Annotated in this window: 15 protein-coding genes and 2 pseudogenes; 9 read left to right on the top strand and 8 right to left on the bottom strand. The window is 73.5% G+C overall.

All coding sequences use genetic code 11. The features are described from left to right. The first annotated feature begins 268 nt into the window (after positions 1-268). Positions 269-949, top strand: coding sequence for a pyridoxamine 5'-phosphate oxidase family protein (locus tag ABZZ79_RS05980; RefSeq protein ID WP_356686926.1), 681 nt, complete (start codon positions 269-271; stop codon positions 947-949). A gap of 136 nt (positions 950-1,085) precedes the next feature. Here the strand turns inward: ABZZ79_RS05980 and ABZZ79_RS05975 are convergent, their stop codons facing one another. Then, positions 1,086-1,379: a hypothetical protein gene (locus ABZZ79_RS05975; RefSeq protein WP_356686924.1), complete on the bottom strand. Its 294-nt coding sequence runs from the start codon at positions 1,377-1,379 to the stop codon at positions 1,086-1,088. 170 nt (positions 1,380-1,549) lie between these two features. Between ABZZ79_RS05975 and ABZZ79_RS05970 the strand changes: the two genes are divergently transcribed. Continuing rightward, positions 1,550-1,996, top strand: coding sequence for a universal stress protein (locus ABZZ79_RS05970; RefSeq protein WP_356686922.1), 447 nt, complete (start codon positions 1,550-1,552; stop codon positions 1,994-1,996). A gap of 809 nt (positions 1,997-2,805) precedes the next feature. On the opposite strand, the gene ABZZ79_RS05965 is transcribed toward ABZZ79_RS05970, so the two are convergent. Genes ABZZ79_RS05965 through ABZZ79_RS05950 form a run of 4 tightly spaced genes read right to left on the bottom strand, consistent with a single transcriptional unit; the run spans position 2,806 to position 7,674 of the window. Beyond that, positions 2,806-3,807, bottom strand: coding sequence for a DUF5914 domain-containing protein (locus ABZZ79_RS05965; RefSeq protein ID WP_356686920.1), 1,002 nt, complete (start codon positions 3,805-3,807; stop codon positions 2,806-2,808). Beyond that, the gene (locus tag ABZZ79_RS05960) at positions 3,804-4,799 is read right to left on the bottom strand and encodes a phytoene/squalene synthase family protein (RefSeq protein WP_356686918.1); all 996 of its coding nucleotides are present in this window, start codon (positions 4,797-4,799) and stop codon (positions 3,804-3,806) included. The genes ABZZ79_RS05965 and ABZZ79_RS05960 overlap by 4 nt, the downstream gene beginning before the upstream one ends. Next, positions 4,796-6,334: a phytoene desaturase family protein gene (gene crtI / locus ABZZ79_RS05955; RefSeq protein ID WP_356686916.1), complete on the bottom strand. Its 1,539-nt coding sequence runs from the start codon at positions 6,332-6,334 to the stop codon at positions 4,796-4,798. Before crtI ends, ABZZ79_RS05960 begins: the two co-directional genes overlap by 4 nt. Next, complete coding sequence (locus ABZZ79_RS05950; RefSeq protein WP_356686914.1) at positions 6,331-7,674, bottom strand: polyprenyl synthetase family protein; 1,344 nt, start codon at positions 7,672-7,674, stop codon at positions 6,331-6,333. The genes crtI and ABZZ79_RS05950 overlap by 4 nt, the downstream gene beginning before the upstream one ends. Before the next feature lie 387 nt (positions 7,675-8,061). Between ABZZ79_RS05950 and ABZZ79_RS05945 the strand changes: the two genes are divergently transcribed. The 7 genes and pseudogenes from ABZZ79_RS05945 to ABZZ79_RS05915 all read left to right on the top strand — a co-directional run bounded on the left by ABZZ79_RS05945 (position 8,062) and on the right by ABZZ79_RS05915 (position 15,312). Beyond that, the gene (locus tag ABZZ79_RS05945; RefSeq protein WP_356686912.1) at positions 8,062-9,249 is read left to right on the top strand and encodes a lycopene cyclase family protein; all 1,188 of its coding nucleotides are present in this window, start codon (positions 8,062-8,064) and stop codon (positions 9,247-9,249) included. 27 nt (positions 9,250-9,276) lie between these two features. Then, positions 9,277-9,996 (top strand): methyltransferase domain-containing protein, encoded by a 720-nt coding sequence (locus ABZZ79_RS05940; protein WP_356686910.1) that lies wholly within the window; start codon positions 9,277-9,279, stop codon positions 9,994-9,996. Further along, the gene (locus ABZZ79_RS05935) at positions 9,993-11,549 is read left to right on the top strand and encodes an FAD-dependent oxidoreductase (RefSeq protein ID WP_356686908.1); all 1,557 of its coding nucleotides are present in this window, start codon (positions 9,993-9,995) and stop codon (positions 11,547-11,549) included. The genes ABZZ79_RS05940 and ABZZ79_RS05935 overlap by 4 nt, the downstream gene beginning before the upstream one ends. A 107-nt stretch (positions 11,550-11,656) precedes the next feature. Then, positions 11,657-12,538 carry an oxygenase MpaB family protein gene (locus ABZZ79_RS05930; protein WP_356686906.1) on the top strand — a complete coding sequence of 294 codons (882 nt, stop codon included), beginning with the start codon at positions 11,657-11,659 and terminating at the stop codon, positions 12,536-12,538. Between the two features lie 363 nt (positions 12,539-12,901). Beyond that, complete coding sequence (locus tag ABZZ79_RS05925) at positions 12,902-13,246, top strand: hypothetical protein (RefSeq protein WP_356686904.1); 345 nt, start codon at positions 12,902-12,904, stop codon at positions 13,244-13,246. A gap of 19 nt (positions 13,247-13,265) precedes the next feature. Further along, positions 13,266-13,502 (top strand): annotated as a pseudogene (locus ABZZ79_RS05920) (hypothetical protein); the annotation flags it as partial. Between the two features lie 763 nt (positions 13,503-14,265). Next, complete coding sequence (locus ABZZ79_RS05915) at positions 14,266-15,312, top strand: extracellular solute-binding protein (protein WP_356687239.1); 1,047 nt, start codon at positions 14,266-14,268, stop codon at positions 15,310-15,312. 112 nt (positions 15,313-15,424) lie between these two features. Here ABZZ79_RS05915 and ABZZ79_RS05910 read toward each other — a convergent pair whose 3' ends face one another. The 3 genes and pseudogenes from ABZZ79_RS05910 to ABZZ79_RS05900 all read right to left on the bottom strand — a co-directional run bounded on the left by ABZZ79_RS05910 (position 15,425) and on the right by ABZZ79_RS05900 (position 17,312). After that, positions 15,425-15,655 carry a GYD domain-containing protein gene (locus ABZZ79_RS05910; protein ID WP_356687237.1) on the bottom strand — a complete coding sequence of 77 codons (231 nt, stop codon included), beginning with the start codon at positions 15,653-15,655 and terminating at the stop codon, positions 15,425-15,427. A gap of 98 nt (positions 15,656-15,753) precedes the next feature. Further along, positions 15,754-16,218: pseudogene (locus ABZZ79_RS05905) on the bottom strand (hypothetical protein); the annotation flags it as partial. Next, positions 16,125-17,312 (bottom strand): cobalamin B12-binding domain-containing protein, encoded by a 1,188-nt coding sequence (locus tag ABZZ79_RS05900; RefSeq protein WP_356686902.1) that lies wholly within the window; start codon positions 17,310-17,312, stop codon positions 16,125-16,127. The pseudogene ABZZ79_RS05905 and the gene ABZZ79_RS05900, both read right to left, overlap by 94 nt. Positions 17,313-17,496: the final 184 nt, after the last annotated feature.

Raw genomic sequence — 17,496 nt, 5'->3', positions numbered from 1 at the left:
GGGTGAGGCTGGAGTCGCGGGGCGGTACCGGCATTGAGGCGCGCCCGGGGCCCTCCCGGCCACTGGGGTCTCCCGGCCACTGGGGTCTCCGGCTCGGTCGCGCCGCACAGCGACCGCGCGAGGAGCGGCATGAAAGCCATGTGTGCCATGCCGCCGGGCAGGCCGTCCGGGCGGCGGTCGAGAACCCGGCCGTCACCGACACACGGCTGCGGTCGTACGCGCGGGGTGCGCCGCCGTGGGCGCGGCGCGACGAAAGGACGTGACGACCATGACCGAAGGACCTCGTGATCACGACGGCCCCGTGGTGGAGACGCCGCAGGGCGACCTGGGCCGGCGCCTCGCCGCCCGGCGCGCGGAACTCGGCCTGACACGACAGCAGACGGCCGACCGCGCGGACATGGCCCCCAGTTACCTCAGGCACCTTGAGGAGCATCCCGACGCCACGCCGAGCAGGGGCGCGCTCCTCGGCGTGGCCGCGGCACTGGAGACCACGGTCTCAGCGCTCACCGGCGGCACCGCCGACCTGCCGCCCGGCCCGGAACAGGCAGCCCAGGCACCCGAGTTCACCGGGCTCAGCGAGGAGGAATGCAGGTCGCTCATCGGTGGGCACGGCGTCGGGCGGATCGCGGTGCCCACCGACTCGGGACCTGTCGTGGTACCGGTCAACTACAGCGTCGTCGAGGGCGCGATCGTCTTCCGGACGGCCCCCGGCACGACGCCCTCGCTGGCCGCGGACCATCTGGTGGCCTTCGAGGTCGACCGTATCGACGACGCGTTCAGCCGCGGCTGGAGCGTGCTCGTCCGCGGGCGGGCACGCACGGTGACCGACCCGGGTGAGGCGGACCGCCTCACAGACAGCGCGTACAGCCGCCCTTGGACGGGAGACGGACGCGATCTGTGGGTGCGACTCGAGCCGCAGGCGATCACCGGCCGCAGGATCACCGTGTGACGGTGGGCCGCGGTCCTTCGCGTGCGGCCGGCCGGCCCCGCATCGACGGAGTCGAATCGTCGCGGACTGCCCGGCTCCGTCGCGGTCCGCGGCATCCGCGTCGCCCCGCATGGAGCAGTCGGCGGGCTTCGATTGCTCAGGCGGGTTCCCATCGGGGGCGCCGCGGCACTTGGGCGCCCCCGCCGGCCCGTACGGCCTCCACGGCCGCCTGGTGCAGTTCGCGGCTGGCCTCCGCGGAGGAGCAGGGCACCGGGCTTCCGCTGAAGGTGAACCACTGGGATGTGCCGCTGTGCCGGACGTGCACCTCCGCCTGCTCGCCGTTCCATGCCGTGTGCACGGTCAGGTCGCCCGTGACGATGCCGACCTCGTCGGTCCGGACGCCTCCGCGGCCGGTGAACACCCCCGTGGTCGTCCACGATGCTTTGGGCATTGCATCACTCTTCTTTCGTGGCCGAGCGGGCCCCGGACGCAGCGGCGCCCCGTCCCTCCCAGGGTCGCTCGACGACGGGCGTGCGTCCAAGCGGCATGTCGCCGGGATGCGGCAGCGCCGTGAATCGAGCAGCGTGGGAGAAGAGCTCGGGCACGGGAGAGGTGGGACTGATGGGCGAGGCTGCTGTGGGGCCCCGGGTCGTGGTGGGTGTCGACGGTTCGCCGTCCTCGGGCACCGCCCTGCGATGGGCGGTCCGCTACGCCGGACTGGCCGGCGCCACCGTGGACGCGGTGGCCGCCTGGGATCTGCCCGGGGCGCACACATGGTCGGCTCCCGCGGTCGACGTCGACGTCGACGAGGACATCGCCCGTCAGGCGTTGGCCCAGGAACTGCGGGACGTGCTCGGTGACGAGTCAGCCGCGTCGGTGCGCGCGCTCGTGGTGCGTGGCAATCCCGTGGACGTGCTGCTCAGGGCGGCTGAGGGGGCCGAGGTCCTGGTGGTGGGCAGCAGAGGGCGTGGTGGATTCGCCCGCGCTCTGCTGGGTTCCGTCAGCCAGCATCTCGCGCAGCACGCGCGCTGCCCTGTGGTGATCGTCCGGCCGGAGAAGGCAGCCTGAAGCGAGACGGCAGCCTGACGCACTGGGTCGCCGAGGCCGCCGACAGGTGCCGAAGGCGGTCCGCGCACTCCACGATCACCGCCGTGACGGCGCCCGGGCCGTCGGCTGGTACAGGAAGTCCGGCAGACAGCCGACGGGCGATACGGGCACGCAGGGGTTGCCCTCCGCGGGGGAGCGGACAGCCCCTGCGTGCCCACAGCGCCGACGCACGGCGTACCGCGGCCCGGCGGTGTTCGAGCTCCTCTCAGCCCGCGGAGTGCTCGGCCTCGTCGGCACGGCTCGGTTCGTGGGCAGGGCGCGGTTCGTGGGCACGGCTCGATTCGGCTGCCGCGAGCGCGGCGTGTTCGCGGGCGCCCGCGCGTCCGAGCAGGCTCGGCCACCAGACCGCAACGGCACCGCTGAGTAAAAGTCTCTCGACGATAAACTATCTCAACTATTGAGTAACATCAGGCTTGAGGTATGCGGCCGAACCCATCAGCCTCCCCCGAGCGGGCCGGCGGTCCGCCCGCCCACGCGGTGCTGTTGCGTACGCTCGACCGCGAGCTCGACACCCCGGATCAGCTCGCGACGATCGCCGCCTTGTCGAAGACAGGCGACGACGCGCCGGCCTCGGAACGCCGACGGGATCCGCGTGGAGAAGGCCCCGGCTCCGGCACAGGATCCGTGAGCGGCCGCGGCCGTCGCCGTCGCGGCCCGGGGAGTCCTGCCCGATGCGCTGATCGTCGGCCCCTGCGGATGATCGCGCTGGTCCGGCACCTCGGGCCGTACCGCCTGACGGCCTGAGGCGCCGAGGCGCCGGTGACGGGCCGTCATCCGGGAAACCGGCCCGTCGAGCGCAGCAGCCAGCGGCGCTCGGCGTAGGCCAGGTCGTCCCGCCACAGCCGGCCCGCCGCGGTGCGCACCACCGGGCGCAGCAGCGGCGCCGCCCTGCGGGCGAGCCCGAAGCCCCGGCGGTCGGAGGCGGCCACCACGGCCTCGACGACCGCCGTGCGCGGTCGGCCCCGCTCATCCGGTCCGAGCGGGGTGGCATGGGTCTCCACGACGGAACCCACGCCCTCCCCCTCGGTGATCCGCATGACGACCGTCCGCGGTTCGGGAGCGGTGAACACCGCCCGGACCGGCACCACCAGCCGCCCCGCCACCTTGAAGGAGACGTCGACGGTGAAGGCGTCGTCCGAGTCGCCGGGGGAGCCGACGACCGTGAGGTCGACGAAGGAGTAGGGGTGGTACCAGGCGCCGTGCCAGGGATCGAGCCGATTGGCCACGACGTCCTCCGGCTCGCAGACCCCGCTGCCCGAGTACACGGCCGTCAGCGCGTCCGTGACGGCGGGGCGGACCGGTACGACCGGTGAATCCAGGGGTTCCTCCCCGCCGGCCTCGTCGAGCCGCACCCACAGGAGCACGCCGTCGTCATGCGCCGGCAACGGGTCCCAGCCCGCGAACGGCCCACCGTCCAGGGCCAGTCCGTGCCAGTGGCACACCAGCGTGCCGCAGCGCACCGGGCTGTCCCGCAGCGGTGCCCCGAGATGCGGGCAGACCCCCGGACCGGCGCGCAGCTCCCCGTCGGCGCCCCGCCAGACCACCACTTCCCGCCCCGCGACGGTCAGCGCCAGGGGACGGTCGCGGCGCAGGGCACCGGAGGCGCCCACGACGTACCAGTTTCCCGACGGCCGGGCCTGTGCCCGCTTCAGCGCGCGGGCGATCACCGCCGGTTTGGCCTCGCGCCACGTGGGCCGCTGACGCTCCCACGGGACGGCGGCGCGGCGCAGCGCGAGGGGCAGACGCCCACGACGGGGCGGTACGGGGTTCACGCGACCTCCTTGGAGACGGCTCGGCCGGGTTCCGCGACCGAGGGGACCCGGGAACGGGCCTGTCCGCGCAACCGTGCGGCCACCACCCGCGCGAGCCCCTCGGCCGCGACCGCCGCGCGCTCCCGGCGCGAAACGACCGCGCGGCGGTGCAGTACCGCGTAGCCGTCCCGGGCGACGGCGTCCAGGATCGCGCCGTACAGCACGTACGCGGTGCGGATGCAGGGCCGGGAGATCGGGTCGAGCATGCCGAGGCCGGGCTCAGCCTCGCGGTAGACGCCGCGGGTCAGCGCCTCGAACTCGCGCAGCGCGGCGGTGATCCGGCGGTCGTCGCGGCCGGTGTCCCGGCTCCACCGCAGCAGTTCCCGGTCGACGCCGTGCCCGGCGAGCAGATCGGCCGGCAGATACACCCGGCCGCGGTCCAGGTCCTCGCCCACGTCCCGCAGGAAGTTGGTCAGCTGGAAGGCCACACCCAGCGCGGCGGCGTGCGGCGCGGCCTGCTCGCGCGGCACCACCGTGCCCAGTACCGGCAGCATCTGCAGGCCGATCACCGCCGCCGAGCCGTGCATGTAGCCGCGCAGGTCGGCGTAGGTCGGGTAGTCGGTCACCACCAGGTCGGCGCTCATCGCGGTCATGAAGTCGCGGAAGTGCGCGTGGTCGATGGCGTAGCGCCGCGCGGTGTCGGCGACGGCCAGCACCACCGGCTCGTCGCTGCGCCCCTCCCGCAGGCCCCGCTCCAGCCGGTGCCCGAGTGCCGTCAGCGCGGCGACGCGCCGGCCCGCGTCCATGCCGGGGTCGAAGGTGTCGACGATGTCGTCGGCCCACCTGGCGAACCCGTACAGGGCGTGCACGGCGGGCCTGCGGTCGGCCGGCAGCAGCCGGGTGGCCAGGAAGTACGTCTTGCCGTGCGCCGCGTTGAGGGCACGGCAGCGGCGGTACGCCGCCCGCAGGGCCGGGTCGGTGATCCCCGCGGCGTCCAGTTCGCGCTCACTCATGCGGAGGCCTCCTCAGCGGACGAAGGGGCGAAGACCCGGGTACGCGGACGCCGTGTCCCGCCGGTGATCCGGGCCGCGGCCAGCTTCCCCGACACCAGAGAGGTCGGCACGCCCACCCCCGGTGTGGTGCCGCAGCCGGCGAGCACCGCGTTGGGCGTACCGCGGACCAGGTTGCGGGGGCGGAACGGGCCCGTCTGGAGGAAGGTGTGGGCCGCCGAGAACGGGGTGCCCGCCGCGTGTCCCAGAGCGTGCCAGTCGGCCGGGGTCACCAGACACTCCTCCTCGATGGCCGCCTCCAGGCCGTCGAGTCCGCGCCGTTCCAGCTCGCGCAGCAGCGCCGTGCGGTAGCGCGGGGCGAGGTCGGCCCAGGCGGCGACGCCGGGACCGATGTCTGTGTTGGGGCAGGGCGCGAGGATGTAGTGCAGGTGACGGCCGGGCGGGGCGAGCGCGGGGTCGGTGGCCGTGGGCCGGGTGATCAGGAGGGAGGGATCGCTCATCAGCCGTCCTTCGCGGGTGAGTTCGTCGAAGGTCCGGTCCCAGGCCGCGCCGAAGGACAGGGTGTGGTGGGCGAGCTGTGGCCAGGTGCGGTTCGTGCCCGCGTGCAGCACGACCGCGGACGGCGCGTGCCGCAACCGCACCGGCCGGCGGGGACCACGGCCGAGCAGCCGGTAGGTGACGGGCAGGTCGGGCGTGAGGACGACGGCGTCGCAGGGGATGCGGTCCCGGGCGGTGACCACGGCGGTGATCCGCTCGCCGGTACGTTCCAGCCGGGCCACGTCCTCCCCGAACCGCAGCTGCGCGCCCGCGTCGGCGGCGGCGTCCGCCATGGCCTGGGGCAGGGCGTGCATGCCGCCTCTGGGGAAGTGGACGCCGGCGATCGTGTCCATGTAGGCGATGACGGCGTAGGCCGCCAGCGCACGCGCCGGCGGGACGCCCGCGTACAGGGCCTGGAAGGAGAAGACGCGCCGCAGCCGCTCGTCCTTCAGGAACCGCCCGATGCGCCGGTCCAGGCGGCCGAAGCCACCGAGCGCCGCCAGCCGGGCGAGGTCCTCGGTCAGCAGGTCCAGGGGCGAGTCGAAGTTGGCGTCGATGAAGTGGTTCATCTGGGTCCGGTACAGCTTCGTCAGCCACTCCCGCAGCCGAAGGTAGCCGGCCGCCTCAGCGGTTCCGGCGAAACGCTCCACCTCCGCGGCCATCACGTCGCCGTCGGTGTGCACGTCGAGCGTGCCGCCGTCCGCGAAGCAGGCCCGGTACGCCGGGTGCAGCGGGAGCAGCTCCAGCCGCCGATAGAGGCTGTCGCCCACGGCCGCGAAGGCCTCGTCGGCGAGGCCGGGCATCGTCAGCACGGTGGGTCCGGTGTCGATGCGGTAGCCGCCCGTCTCCAGGCGCCCGGCACGTCCGCCGGGCAGCGCCTCACGCTCGACGACGGTGACCCGGCGTCCCGCGCCGAGCAGATGCAGCGCGGCCGACAGTCCGGCGAGGCCCGCTCCCACGATCACGACGTGGTCGGTGCGGCCGGGCACGGTGCGGGTCATCGGCGGGCCCCCGGTCTGCCGGAACAGACCGTCGCGGGGGCGCGGGCCGGGCGCGGGCGCGTGGCCGGGCCGCCGTCCACGACCTCGGGCGTCGGCCGGCCGGCCGCGGCGGCCAGCAGCCGGCGCAGCGGGCCCTTCGCCTCCGGGTCGAGCCGGACGGAGTCGAAATGCCGCAGCCCCTGCGCCGCCAGCCGGTCGATCTTGGTCTCCACCGCCGCCCGCGCACCGGTCGCGACCAGGACCTCGCGCACCTCGTCCAGACCCGCCGGCGTCAGGCCGCCGTCGCCCAGTGCCCCCTCCAGCACCGCCAGCGCGCGACGGTCGCCGGTGGTCCGCGCGCGGGCCATGGCCAGGGCGACCAGACAGGTGGGCTTGCCTTCCCTGATGTCCCCGCCGCACGCCTTCCCCGTCCGCCGGGGATCGCCGAAGACGTCGTCCAGGTCGTCCCGCAGCTGGAACGCCATGCCCACACCGCGCCCCGCGGAGCACAGACCCCGCGTCACGGTGGCGTCCGCGCCCGCCAGGGCGGCGCCCAGCGCGAGCGGCCGTTCGACGGAGTAGAGCGCGCTCTTGAGACAGGCGGCGCGCAGGGCGCGCGGCAGGGAGTACGCCCCCGTGATCTGACCCTGTACATCCAGGTACTGCCCGGCCACCATCTCGGTGCGCATGTCGCTCCACATGCGCCGCACCACGGTCGCCGTCCACGGGCCGAGCACGGTCTCCGCCACCGTGTCGTCCGCCCAGGCCAGCGCCAGGTCCCCGGCGAGGATCGCGGCCGCCTCCCCGAAGCGTTCGACACGCCCGGCCGGCGCCGCACCGGTGTACCGGGCGCGCACGTCGGTGTGCAGGGCCGGGCGGCCGCGCCGCAGCGTCGATCCGTCCATGACGTCGTCGTGCACCAGGGCGCAGGTCTGCAGCAGTTCGAGTGCCGCCCCGATCCGCAACGCGGCGGTGGCGGACCGTCCGTCGCCGCCGCACGCGCGCAGGGACCACCAGACCAGTTGCGCGCGGACGCGCTTGCCGCCCTCGCGGGTGAAGCGGTCGACCTGTCCGGCGAGGTCGCGTGCGAACAGCGCGTCCACCTTCTCGGCACGGGCCAGGCGGTCGGCGAGGACCTCCTCCAGGACGCGGCCGACGGCGGCGGGCACGTCAGCGTCGACGAGGCGCACGTCCACGGACGCCGGCGACGGGGCGAGGGCCTCGCCGCCCCCTCCGTCGTACGGCGCGTCCGTGACTGTCTGACCCGATCGGCCCCGCCGGGGAGCGGGCGACGGGTGGGCCAGGCGGGGGACGGGCGGCGGCGCTTCCGCTGGGCGGTCCTTCGCCTGAGTGGGGCGCATACCGGTTCCTTCCGTGGCGGTGTGCATCGCTCCTTCGGAAGGTGATTCGACCGGGACATCGCATACGGATGCGGTGCCCGGTGTGCATCGCTCCTTCGGATGGTGCTTCGACCGGGACATCGCATACGGATGCGGTGCCCGGTGTGCATCGCTCCTTCGGATGGTGCTTCGACCGGGACACCGCATACGGATGCGGTGCTCCGCGGGCGGTGCGGCGGCTTTCCGCGCGGCAGAGGGTGCGGGGGAGCGCGCGGGGAGGACGCGGGGAGGACGCGGGGAGCGCGCGGGAGAGGACGCGGAAGACCGGGCGCATCCGCCGGGACCCCCGGCCGGGTAGTACAGGAAGGTGCGGTACAGGAAGGTGCACCCGACTGGAAGGAAGCCGATGTGTTCGAAACGGACGTGGCGGTCCTGGGAGCGGGAGCCGCGGGGCTTTCCCTGGCGCACCGGCTGAGCGGACACGTCCCGGGAACGCGGACGCCCTCCGTGGTCCTCGTGGACGCGCCGCCCGGCCCGCTGCGTCCGCCGCCGCGCACCTGGTGCTTCTGGGAACACGGCCGCGGCCGCTTCGACCTCGCGGTGCGGGCCGACTGGCGACGGCTGCGCGTGCGGCCCCCCACGGGCGCCCCCGTCGAGGACGACATCTCACCCCTGCGGTACAAGATGATCCGCTCCGACGACTTCGAGGTCCTGGTCGCACGCGACCTGGCGCACAGCCCGAACGTGCGTCGGCTGGAGGCGACCGTCGAAGCGCTGGAGGAGATCGAGGGCGGGGCCCGGGTCCTGCTCACGGAACCCGGCGGCCGCACCCGCGTGCTCGCAGCCCGCTGGGTGTTCGACTCCCGGCCCCTCGCCGGCCTCCCGGCCGCCCGCACCACCCTGCTCCAGCACTTCCACGGCTGGTTCGTCCGCACCGAGCGTCCGGTCTTCGACCGTGCCACCGCCGAGCTGATGGACTTCCGCACGCCCCAGCCCGCCCAGGGCCTGTCCTTCGGCTACGTCCTGCCCACCGGCGCGCACGAGGCCCTCGTGGAGTACACGGAGTTCTCCCCACGCCCGCTGACGACCGCCGGCTACGAAGCCGCGGTGCGGCACTACGCCGACGACGTGCTGCGGCTCGGCGACACCGAGATCATCGCGACCGAGACCGGAGTCATCCCGATGACGGACGCCCCGCTGTCGCCGCGCATCGGGACCTCCGTCTTCCGGATCGGTGCCGCGGGCGGCGCGACCCGCCCCTCCACCGGCTACACCTTCGCCGGACTGCAACGCCAGACCCAGGGCGTCGCCGCCGCCCTGCGGCTCGGACGCAGGCCGGTACCGCCCGCCGCCCACTCCGCGCGCTCCCGCGCCATGGACGCCGTGCTGCTGCGCGCCCTGGACAGCGGCCGGATCGACGGGCCCGCGCTGTTCTGCCGGCTGTTCTCCAGCGTGTCCATGCGCAGGCTGCTGCGCTTCCTCGACGGACGCACCGCCCTCTACGAGGACCTCGCGATCGGTCTGCGCACCCCCGTCGGCCCGATGCTGCGCACCGCGATCGAACTGCCCGGCCTGCCCCGCCGCCCCTACGACTGACCCGCCCCACCAGCCCCTGGAGCCCGCATGACCCTGCTGCGCGACGAGGACCTCGCCGCCGCCTTCGACCACGCCTCCCGCAGTTACGACGCCCTGGTCGCAGCCAACCCCGGATACCACGCCCATCTGCGCCGCTCGGTACGGCGCCTCGGTCTGCCCGGCAGCGGAGAGGGGCCGCGCGTGCTCGACCTGGGCTGCGGCACCGGCGCCTCGACCGCCGCCCTGCGCTCCCTGCTGCCCGACGCCCGCATCACGGCCGTGGACGCCTCCGCCGGCATGCTCGCCCGGGCCGCGGCCAAGCCCTGGGCGAACACGGTGACCCTGGTGCACGCCCCGGCCGAGCGACTGGCCGAGGCCGGGGTGCGCGGACCGTTCGACGCGGTCTTCGCCGCGTACCTCTTCCGCAACGTCTCCGACCCCGACGCCGTTCTGGCCGCGGTCCACGAGGTACTGCGGCCGGGCGGACGGCTCGCCGTGCACGAGTACACCCTCGGCGGACGGCGCGTGGACCGGCTGGTGTGGACCCTGGTGTGCCGCGGCATCGTGGAGCCCGCGGCGACCGCCCTCGGCGACGGGCCGCTGTACCGGCACCTGTGGCGCAGCGTCGTCGACTTCGACACCGCCGGACAGTTCGCCGACCGGGTCCGCGCGGCGGGCTTCGACCGCGTCCGAGCCCTGCCGCTGCCGGGCTGGCAGACGGGCATCACCCACACGTTCGTGGCCCGGCGGCCGGAGGCCGGTCGATGACCGGCCCCGCACCGCGCCCGCAAGCCAGCCGGCGTGGCCGGGACCGGCGCGCCCGCGTACTGCCGGCCCCGCCGGGAGCCCGGCGCGCCCACGGCCGGCCCAGGGTCGCCGTGATCGGCGGCGGGATCGCCGGACTCGCGGCGGCCACGGCACTGGCCGAGCGCGGCGTGACCGTCACCCTGTACGAGCGGCAGTCCTATCTCGGCGGCCGGGCCGGCGGCTGGCCGACCCGGCTCGGCGACGGCAGCACGGCGACCATGAGCCGCGGCTTCCACGCCTTCTTCCGCCAGTACTACAACCTGCGGGGACTGCTGCGCCGGACCGACCCCGCGCTCACCCGGCTGACGGCCCTGCCCGACTATCCGCTGCTGCACGGCAGTGGCCTGCGCGACAGCTTCCGGCACGTGCCGCGCACCCCGCCGTGGAGCGCCCTCGGCTTCGTCGCGCTCAGCCGCTCCTTCCGGCTGCGCGACCTGCGCGCCATGGACCCCGTGGCAGCCCTGCCGCTGCTCGACGTCCGCGTGCCCGACGTGTACGCCCGGCTCGACGCCACCAGCGCGCACGACTTCCTCGACGCGGTCCGCTTCCCCGAGCGGGCCCGGCACCTGGCGTTCGAGGTCTTCTCCCGCAGCTTCTTCGCCGACCCCCGGCAGCTGTCGGCGGCCGAGATGGCGCTGATGTTCCACATCTACTTCCTCGGCTCCGCCGAGGGCCTGCTGTTCGACGTGCCGAACGCCCCCTACCCCACGGCCCTGTGGAATCCCCTCGCCGGCTACCTGCGGCGCCACGACGCCGAGGTGCGCACCGACTCGCCCGTCCAGCAGGTCGTGCCCGCGCGGGGCGGCGGCTACGAGATCGCCACCGACGGCGACGAGCGCTGGTACGACGGTGTGGTCCTCGCCCTGGACGCCGCCGGGCTGCGGTCCCTGGCCGCCCGCTCGGACCGGCTGGGCGATCCGCGGTGGCGCGAACGTGTCGCACGTCTGCGTACCGCTCCGCCCTTCCTCGTGACCCGGCTGTGGCTGGACCGGCCCGTCGCCCCGGACCGGCCGGGCTTCCTCGGCACGAGCGGATTCGGCTCCCTGGACAACATCAGCGTGCTGAACCGCTGGGAGGACGAGGCGGCCCGGTGGGCCGCGCGCACCGGAGGCGCCGTCGTCGAACTCCACGCCTACGCCGTGTCGCCCGGCACGCCCCGCGACGTCGAGGAGAAGCACCTCGTCGACCAGTTGCACCGCGTCTACCCTGAAACGCGTTCGGCGACGGTCGCCGACGTGCGCCACGAGTGGCGCGAGGACTGCCCGCTGTTCCCGGTGGGCGGCTACGCGGACCGGCCCACCGTGCGTACCGGCGACCCCGCCCTGGTGCTCGCCGGTGACGTGGTGCGCACTGACCAGCCCGTGGCGCTGATGGAGCGGGCCGCGACCACCGGCTTCCTCGCCGCCAACGCTCTCCTGGAACGGTGGGGAGTGCGCGGGCAGACACTGTGGACCGTGCCCGACCGGGGCCGCGGCCCCCTGCTGCGGGGGCTCGCACGATGGGCCGGCCGTTGAGCCGGGGCTGCCCGGCCCTGCCGCGAGGCGTCCCGCACAGGGGCCGTGCGCATGGGTACGCGTACGGCAGGAAGCCGCCGCCGAGGCGCGGGGAAGGAGGCCACCGCATGAGACTGCCGACGGACCTCGGCCCCGTGCGCGAGCGGGTCGGAGAGGCGATCTTCTCCCGGGTGGCGGGGCCCGAGGGCCCGGCGAACCGGGCCCACATCCACGGCGCGCCCGGACCTCGATGGTTCGGCCCCGACCGGCCCGTCCGCCGGGTGCACGGGGACGCCGCGATGTTCACCGGCGGACTGGCCGCGCTGCTGCTGCAGTCGCTGCATCCGCTCGCCATGGCCGCGGTCGCCGCCCACTCGGGCTTCCGCGGCGACCCCTGGGGACGGCTGCAACGCACCAGTACCTTCCTCGCCGTCACCACCTATGGTCCCGCCGACAGCGCGCGCCAGGCATGCGAGCGGGTGCGTGCCGTGCACGACCAGGTCCGCGGCAGGACGGCCGAGGGGCAGGCATACAGGGCGGCCGACCCGCACCTGCTGGGCTGGGTGCACGTCGCCGAGACCGACTGCTTCCTGCGGGCCCACCAGCGCTACGGCGCCCAGCCGCTCGACGCCGCGGGCTGCGACGGCTACGTGGCCGACATGGCCCGTATCGCCACGGAGCTCGGCGTTCCCGACCCCCCGACGGACCGGGCCGGCCTCGCGCGACGGCTGGCCGCCTACCGGGGTGAGCTGCGGGCGACACCCGCGGCGCGCGACGCGGCGCGCTTCCTGCTGCTGCGGCCGCCGGTTCCCTGGCTCGCCCGCCCGATGTACGCGGTCCTGGCGGCCAACGCCGTCTCGCTCCTGCCCACCTGGGCCTGCCGCGAACTGCGGCTGCCCCGGATACCGGTGGCCGAGGAACTGTGCGTACGCCCGCTCGGAGCCGCGATGACCGCGGGCATCCGCTGGGCGATGGCACCGGCCCGCGAACGGGCCCGCTCCGACGGCTGAGCGCGGCGTCCGCGAGGCGGGGCACACGTGACAGGGCGGGGGAGGGGCGACATGAAAGGCCGTCGGGTCCATGGGCGCGGCGGCCGCCGTAGACCGATGGCCGGTCGACGGCGAGGCCGGATGGATGGATGGACGACACCATCTGGTCGGTGCCTCGACGGCTACCCCGCCGGGCAGGGCGCACGACGGGTAGCCGTCTGCCCGTCGCCGCTGAGGGCGTGTCGGCGGGAACCGGTCCGGCAGGCGCGTCGGCGTTCTCCGGTGGCGCGCGGGGCGATACCCCGCTGCAACTGTGGTTACCGGATCACCGGGGGACGGCGGCGCTCGGGACGCGGACTCGGGTCCTGCGAAGGGGACTTGGGCATGACCAACGTCATGTTCGGCTTCGTCATGGGGCTGCTCATCGCGTGCTTCGGCATGCACGGCCGGATGTCGAGCAAGCTGCCCGTTGGCGGGCCGGTCCAGGATGCGGATGTGGTCGAGGCCGCTGAGCAGGAACATCGCCCCGAGGTCCTGCGTCGGCACCCCCGCGAGGCCGCCAGTGAGTCCCGGCCTGCACAGGCCGGCCTCCCTGCCGGAGGAGCGTCGCGTCAGCCTCGCGTGCCCGCCCGCCGGACGGTGGAGGCCCGGTACTCGGTCGCGGACATGGCCGACGCCCTGGCCGCGGAGTACCTGGCGGCCGGGGCACGCGGCTCCGACGGCACATGACGACGACATCCCGGTCGGGATGCCCGCCGCGGCATGGGGCGATTCGACGGCCGGGGCGTCCGACTCCGGCGACGGTGAGACCGTGACACGACGGACCGAGGCCCGAAGCGGGGAAGATGCCGTGCCCGTCCCATCCCGTGGCGTCTTCATACTGTTCGCCGTCGCCTGCGGGGCCGCGGTGGCCAACTTGTACTTCTCCCAGCCGCTCCTGGTGACCATGGGGCACGACCTCGCCATGAGCCCAGCGCTTGTCGGCACACGGTGGCCGGCTGGGGCGCCGTATGCGCACTGGGTGCCGCGTTCAGCTGCCTCGGGCTCATGCTGTGGGCGTTCACTCGGCACAGCACCCCGGACCCCGCCGCCGAGCTGATCTCTCACAGCGAAGCCCGAGTGCTCTCGCCGAACGCTCAGTGACGAGCGCGCCGCAGGTCAGAGGAGTATTCGGCCCCTTCAGGGGGTGGCGACACAGTCGGCGTGAGAGAACCCCATGAACGCTTCCGCCGACTCTCGGCGCCCAAGGTCGCCAACCGCCCCGCTCATCCGTCGACCGAAACGCTCCTTACTGTGTCGGCGGGTTGATTCCGGTCCTTCGTACGATCGGGAGACCCGGGGGCCCGGGTGTGGCTGTGGAGCGCTCATGCCGTGGTTGTGGCGCCGAGTGGCTCGACGGAGACCGGGCGTTTCCGGCCCCTGTCCCGACGCGGCCCGGCGTTACCCTCGCCCGACCCCACGGAAGCCCTGTATGTCACTTATCCTCTGAATACTTGCAGAAGATCTACTATTTCCTTATGTCGATGCGCCCATGGCCGGGGCGACGGTGTCGCACGCACACTGACCGGCGGCCTCCGCGCCACGTCGACGGTGTCACTGCAGAGCGGCACCGCCGTAGGACCTCGTACAGCCGCGACCAGTCGCCTCGTCCCGGTGGCACTCCGGCCGCATCCCGTGTCGGCGTGGTCGCTCTTCTGGGCGTCGTGGCCTTGGTGCTCAGTGGCTGCGGCGCGACGCGTCCCGCCCAGATGGTGACGCCGTCGGCGGCGGTCTCCGCCTCGGACGTGGGCGGCATGGGCGCCCTGATCAAGGAGGCGAAGAAGGAGGGCCGGCTCAATGCCACCGCCCTCCTGCCCCACTGGGCCAACTACGACGCCCTCTTCGCGGGGTTCGAGAAGAAGTACGGGATCGACGTCGTCGTCTACAGGCCGTATGCCCACAGCCAGGACGAGCTCGACGACGTCAAGCGGTACAAAGGCAAGGAGCGCGCCCCCGACGTGCTCCAGCTCGGTAACGCCTTCGCCCCGTCCGGGGCCCGCGACGGACTCCTCGCCCCGTACAGGGTCGCCGCTTTCGACCAGATCCCGGACTACCAGAAGGACTCACAGGCCCGCTGGTACAACAACTACGGCGGATACGTCGCCATCGGCTGCGACGCCAGTCGGGTCAAAACCTGCCCGGAGTCCTTCGCCGATCTGCTCAAACCGGAGTACAGGGGCCAGGTCGCGCTCAACGGCGACCCCACCATCGCCGGGGTGGCCTTTGCCGGCGTGTACGCCGCGGCGATCGCCAACGGCGGGTCGTTCGACGACATACGACCCGGCATCGACTTCTTCGCCCGGCTGAACAAGGCCGGCAACTACAACCGCAGCAACCCCAGGCCGGCCGCGATCGCCAGGGGCGAGACTCCGATCAGTATCGAGTGGGACTACCTCAACCTTTCCCACCTCCAACAGCTCCGCGGCACGGGCGTGGACTGGAAAGTCTCCATCCCCTTCGACGGCAGCTTCACCCAGTACTACGCGCAGGCGATCAACAAGGACGCACCGCACCCGGCCGCGGCCCGCCTGTGGGAGGAGTACCTCTTCAGCCGGGACGGCCAGAACCTGCGGCTGGTCGACTACGCCCGCCCGGTACTGATGGACGCCATGGCCAAGGACGGCACCCTCGACAAGGCCCTGGCCGCCCGGCTGCCCACTGTCGAGGGCAGCATCAGCTTCCCTTCGGAGCAGCAGCTGACGAAGGCCCTGAAGGTTGTCCGTGAGAACTGGGACAAGGCAGTCCAGCCGGACTGACAGGATCCACCGCCCTCGGTTGGCGGCGACCGCCTCGGTCGGCAACCGGTAGCCGGGCGGCCCCGCGGCGGGTCCGGCAGAGCCGGGGGCACCGACGGCTCGGGACCCCGCATCACGCGCCCGGCGCCCGGTACTGGACTCGTTCGGCATTGCGCAGGGCATCCATGGTTTCATCGACGGTCAGGAGGACTGTCGTCTCGAACGAGACAAGCGCGCCGCCTCCACTGATCGCCAGCGCAACCGCAGCCATGGACACGTTGTCGGGGGCCTCCCAGAGGTTGTAGCCGTCGTGCGTGCCGAAGGCGTACCAGAAGCCGTGGAGCTTCCCGCCGACGGACTCGATGTGCGCCTGAGCGGCCTTTGCGGGCTTCGTGGACGCGCTCGATGCGCAGGGTCTGGGACTCGTGGATCGCGTGGGTCGTCTCGTCGGACCAGGTGATCGAGCGAGGTGAGATAGCGAACGCAGTCGGAACGCGACCAGCCCATGTCGATCAGCGGATGCCGGTTCTGCATGTACTTCACGTCGGCGTCCTTGGCACGGTGGAATCCGTCGGTGGATATGCCGATCCACTGCTCGACGAAAACGCCCTTTGGTACCCGAGTCGGATACGGGTAGCCGAGAAGATCGCGGATCTTCTTCTTGATCGGCTTCACCTTATACTCCCCGGTGCACTGGCGCCGGGTCATCCCAGGACGCCCGTCCGTGTTGAGGATGTAGAGGGGCATGGAGGCGAAACGGTGGTCCGGGTTCAGGGCGTCGTTGCGGATATTTCCGGAGGAAACCCGGAGAACAGGTATACCGGCGGGCTTTGCTATTTCGCGTTCGAGGCGGTCGAGATGGTCATAGACGGATTTGGGCTCCCATCCGGTGTCGGCGAAGATCGCGTAGTCGATTTTCGGGAGGATGCCTCCAACGCCGTCTCCGGCGCGTGTTCGTCCCCGACGGGAGGCGCGTCGTCGCCGAGGCGGCTCGCGGAAAGCATGATCCGGACCGCGTCGCCCAGTCCGAGCGGCCGCAGCAGATCCGCATCCGAGCGCAGCCCCCACCCCGGGCCGCACAGCAGCACACAACTGCGGGTACGGGCGCCGTGGATGCCCCACCGGATGGCCGCGAGGTGACGGGCCAGCGGAAGGTCGGCGGTGCTCCGGGACTGCGACCACAGAGCCACGGCTGCCGGAGCGAATCGCCGTACGGTGCCCTCCAGCGCCTCGACCGGGACCGAGCCGCCCAGCATCAGCACGCGACGGCCGTGCTCCGCCAGCACGGCGGCGAGTGCCTCCAGCGGGAGGGTGTGCTGTTCGCTCGGCAGGCACGCCAGGAGGACCGGACGCGCGTCTGCCGGCCTGTTCCGGGTGAGGGAGCGGGCGAAGGCGTGGCGAAGGGCAGCGGAGACGTGCCAGGAGAGCAGGTGTTCCACCTCCACGTACCGGTCCTCGGAGGACTCCCATTTGCGTCCGACGGACCGCAGGGTCGGGGTGAGCACCTCCTCCCACGCGGTGATCAGGCCGTACGCCTCGACGGCCGCCGTGATCTGCTCGTGCACCGCTCGGGCGTCCATCCGGACCGCTGCCCGGGCGAGCCCTCGGCACAGTCGGCGCGACTCCGCCAGGGACGGGCGGTCTGCCGGATCCGTGTCCGGGCCGGTCGGCGGCTCGCCGACCGGGGCGAGCAGCCGGGGAGGGGCGACGGCCGTGGTCTCCTCGGTGACATGGACCCGCGGGACCCGGGCATCGAAGGCGCGGGCATCGAAGGTGCGGGCCTTCGCGGCGCGGGCCGCCTCGGCCGGGGGCACACCCTGAGCGGTGAGGCGGCACATCTCCCGCACCATCGCGACGTCCTCGGCCCGCCAGCGCCGGTGACGTCCCTCGATCCTCGTCGCCGGTCCCAGCCCGTAGCGACGGTCCCACGAACGCAAGGTGGTCGGGGAGATGCCGAGCTTCCGAGCGAGCGCGCCGGTCGTGACGCCGGTCCCGGCGTCGCGGTCCTCGTCCTCGTCCATCGCCTGCCTCCACGGCCGCTGCCCGGCATCGGGTTCCCTGGGGTGTTCCCGTTCCGGGCGGACCGCGGATGCGCTTCGGGACCACCGTGAGCGCTTCAGCAGGCGGCGCGACTTCTGCGGGGCTGACGAAAGGACACCCGGGCCGCAGGCCGACGCAGGGCTCGGCGGGCGTCCGCCGCAGTCC

This window comes from Streptomyces sp. NPDC006458, from assembly GCF_040612135.1.
Classification (GTDB): Bacteria; Actinomycetota; Actinomycetes; order Streptomycetales; family Streptomycetaceae; genus Streptomyces.
This window is presented reverse-complemented; position numbering and strand designations above follow the sequence as displayed.

What these genes read in the sequence shown, in the direction of transcription:
- ABZZ79_RS05980 (WP_356686926.1), top strand. Translation starts at nt 269, where the DNA reads ATGACCGAAGGACCTCGTGATCACGACGGCCCCGTGGTGGAGACGCCG.
- ABZZ79_RS05975 (WP_356686924.1), bottom strand. Translation starts at nt 1,379, where the DNA reads ATGCCCAAAGCATCGTGGACGACCACGGGGGTGTTCACCGGCCGCGGA.
- ABZZ79_RS05970 (WP_356686922.1), top strand. Translation starts at nt 1,550, where the DNA reads ATGGGCGAGGCTGCTGTGGGGCCCCGGGTCGTGGTGGGTGTCGACGGT.
- ABZZ79_RS05960 (WP_356686918.1), bottom strand. Translation starts at nt 4,799, where the DNA reads ATGAGTGAGCGCGAACTGGACGCCGCGGGGATCACCGACCCGGCCCTG.
- crtI (WP_356686916.1), bottom strand. Translation starts at nt 6,334, where the DNA reads ATGACCCGCACCGTGCCCGGCCGCACCGACCACGTCGTGATCGTGGGA.
- ABZZ79_RS05950 (WP_356686914.1), bottom strand. Translation starts at nt 7,674, where the DNA reads ATGCGCCCCACTCAGGCGAAGGACCGCCCAGCGGAAGCGCCGCCGCCC.
- ABZZ79_RS05940 (WP_356686910.1), top strand. Translation starts at nt 9,277, where the DNA reads ATGACCCTGCTGCGCGACGAGGACCTCGCCGCCGCCTTCGACCACGCC.
- ABZZ79_RS05935 (WP_356686908.1), top strand. Translation starts at nt 9,993, where the DNA reads ATGACCGGCCCCGCACCGCGCCCGCAAGCCAGCCGGCGTGGCCGGGAC.
- ABZZ79_RS05930 (WP_356686906.1), top strand. Translation starts at nt 11,657, where the DNA reads ATGAGACTGCCGACGGACCTCGGCCCCGTGCGCGAGCGGGTCGGAGAG.
- ABZZ79_RS05925 (WP_356686904.1), top strand. Translation starts at nt 12,902, where the DNA reads ATGACCAACGTCATGTTCGGCTTCGTCATGGGGCTGCTCATCGCGTGC.
- ABZZ79_RS05915 (WP_356687239.1), top strand. Translation starts at nt 14,266, where the DNA reads ATGGTGACGCCGTCGGCGGCGGTCTCCGCCTCGGACGTGGGCGGCATG.
- ABZZ79_RS05900 (WP_356686902.1), bottom strand. Translation starts at nt 17,312, where the DNA reads ATGGACGAGGACGAGGACCGCGACGCCGGGACCGGCGTCACGACCGGC.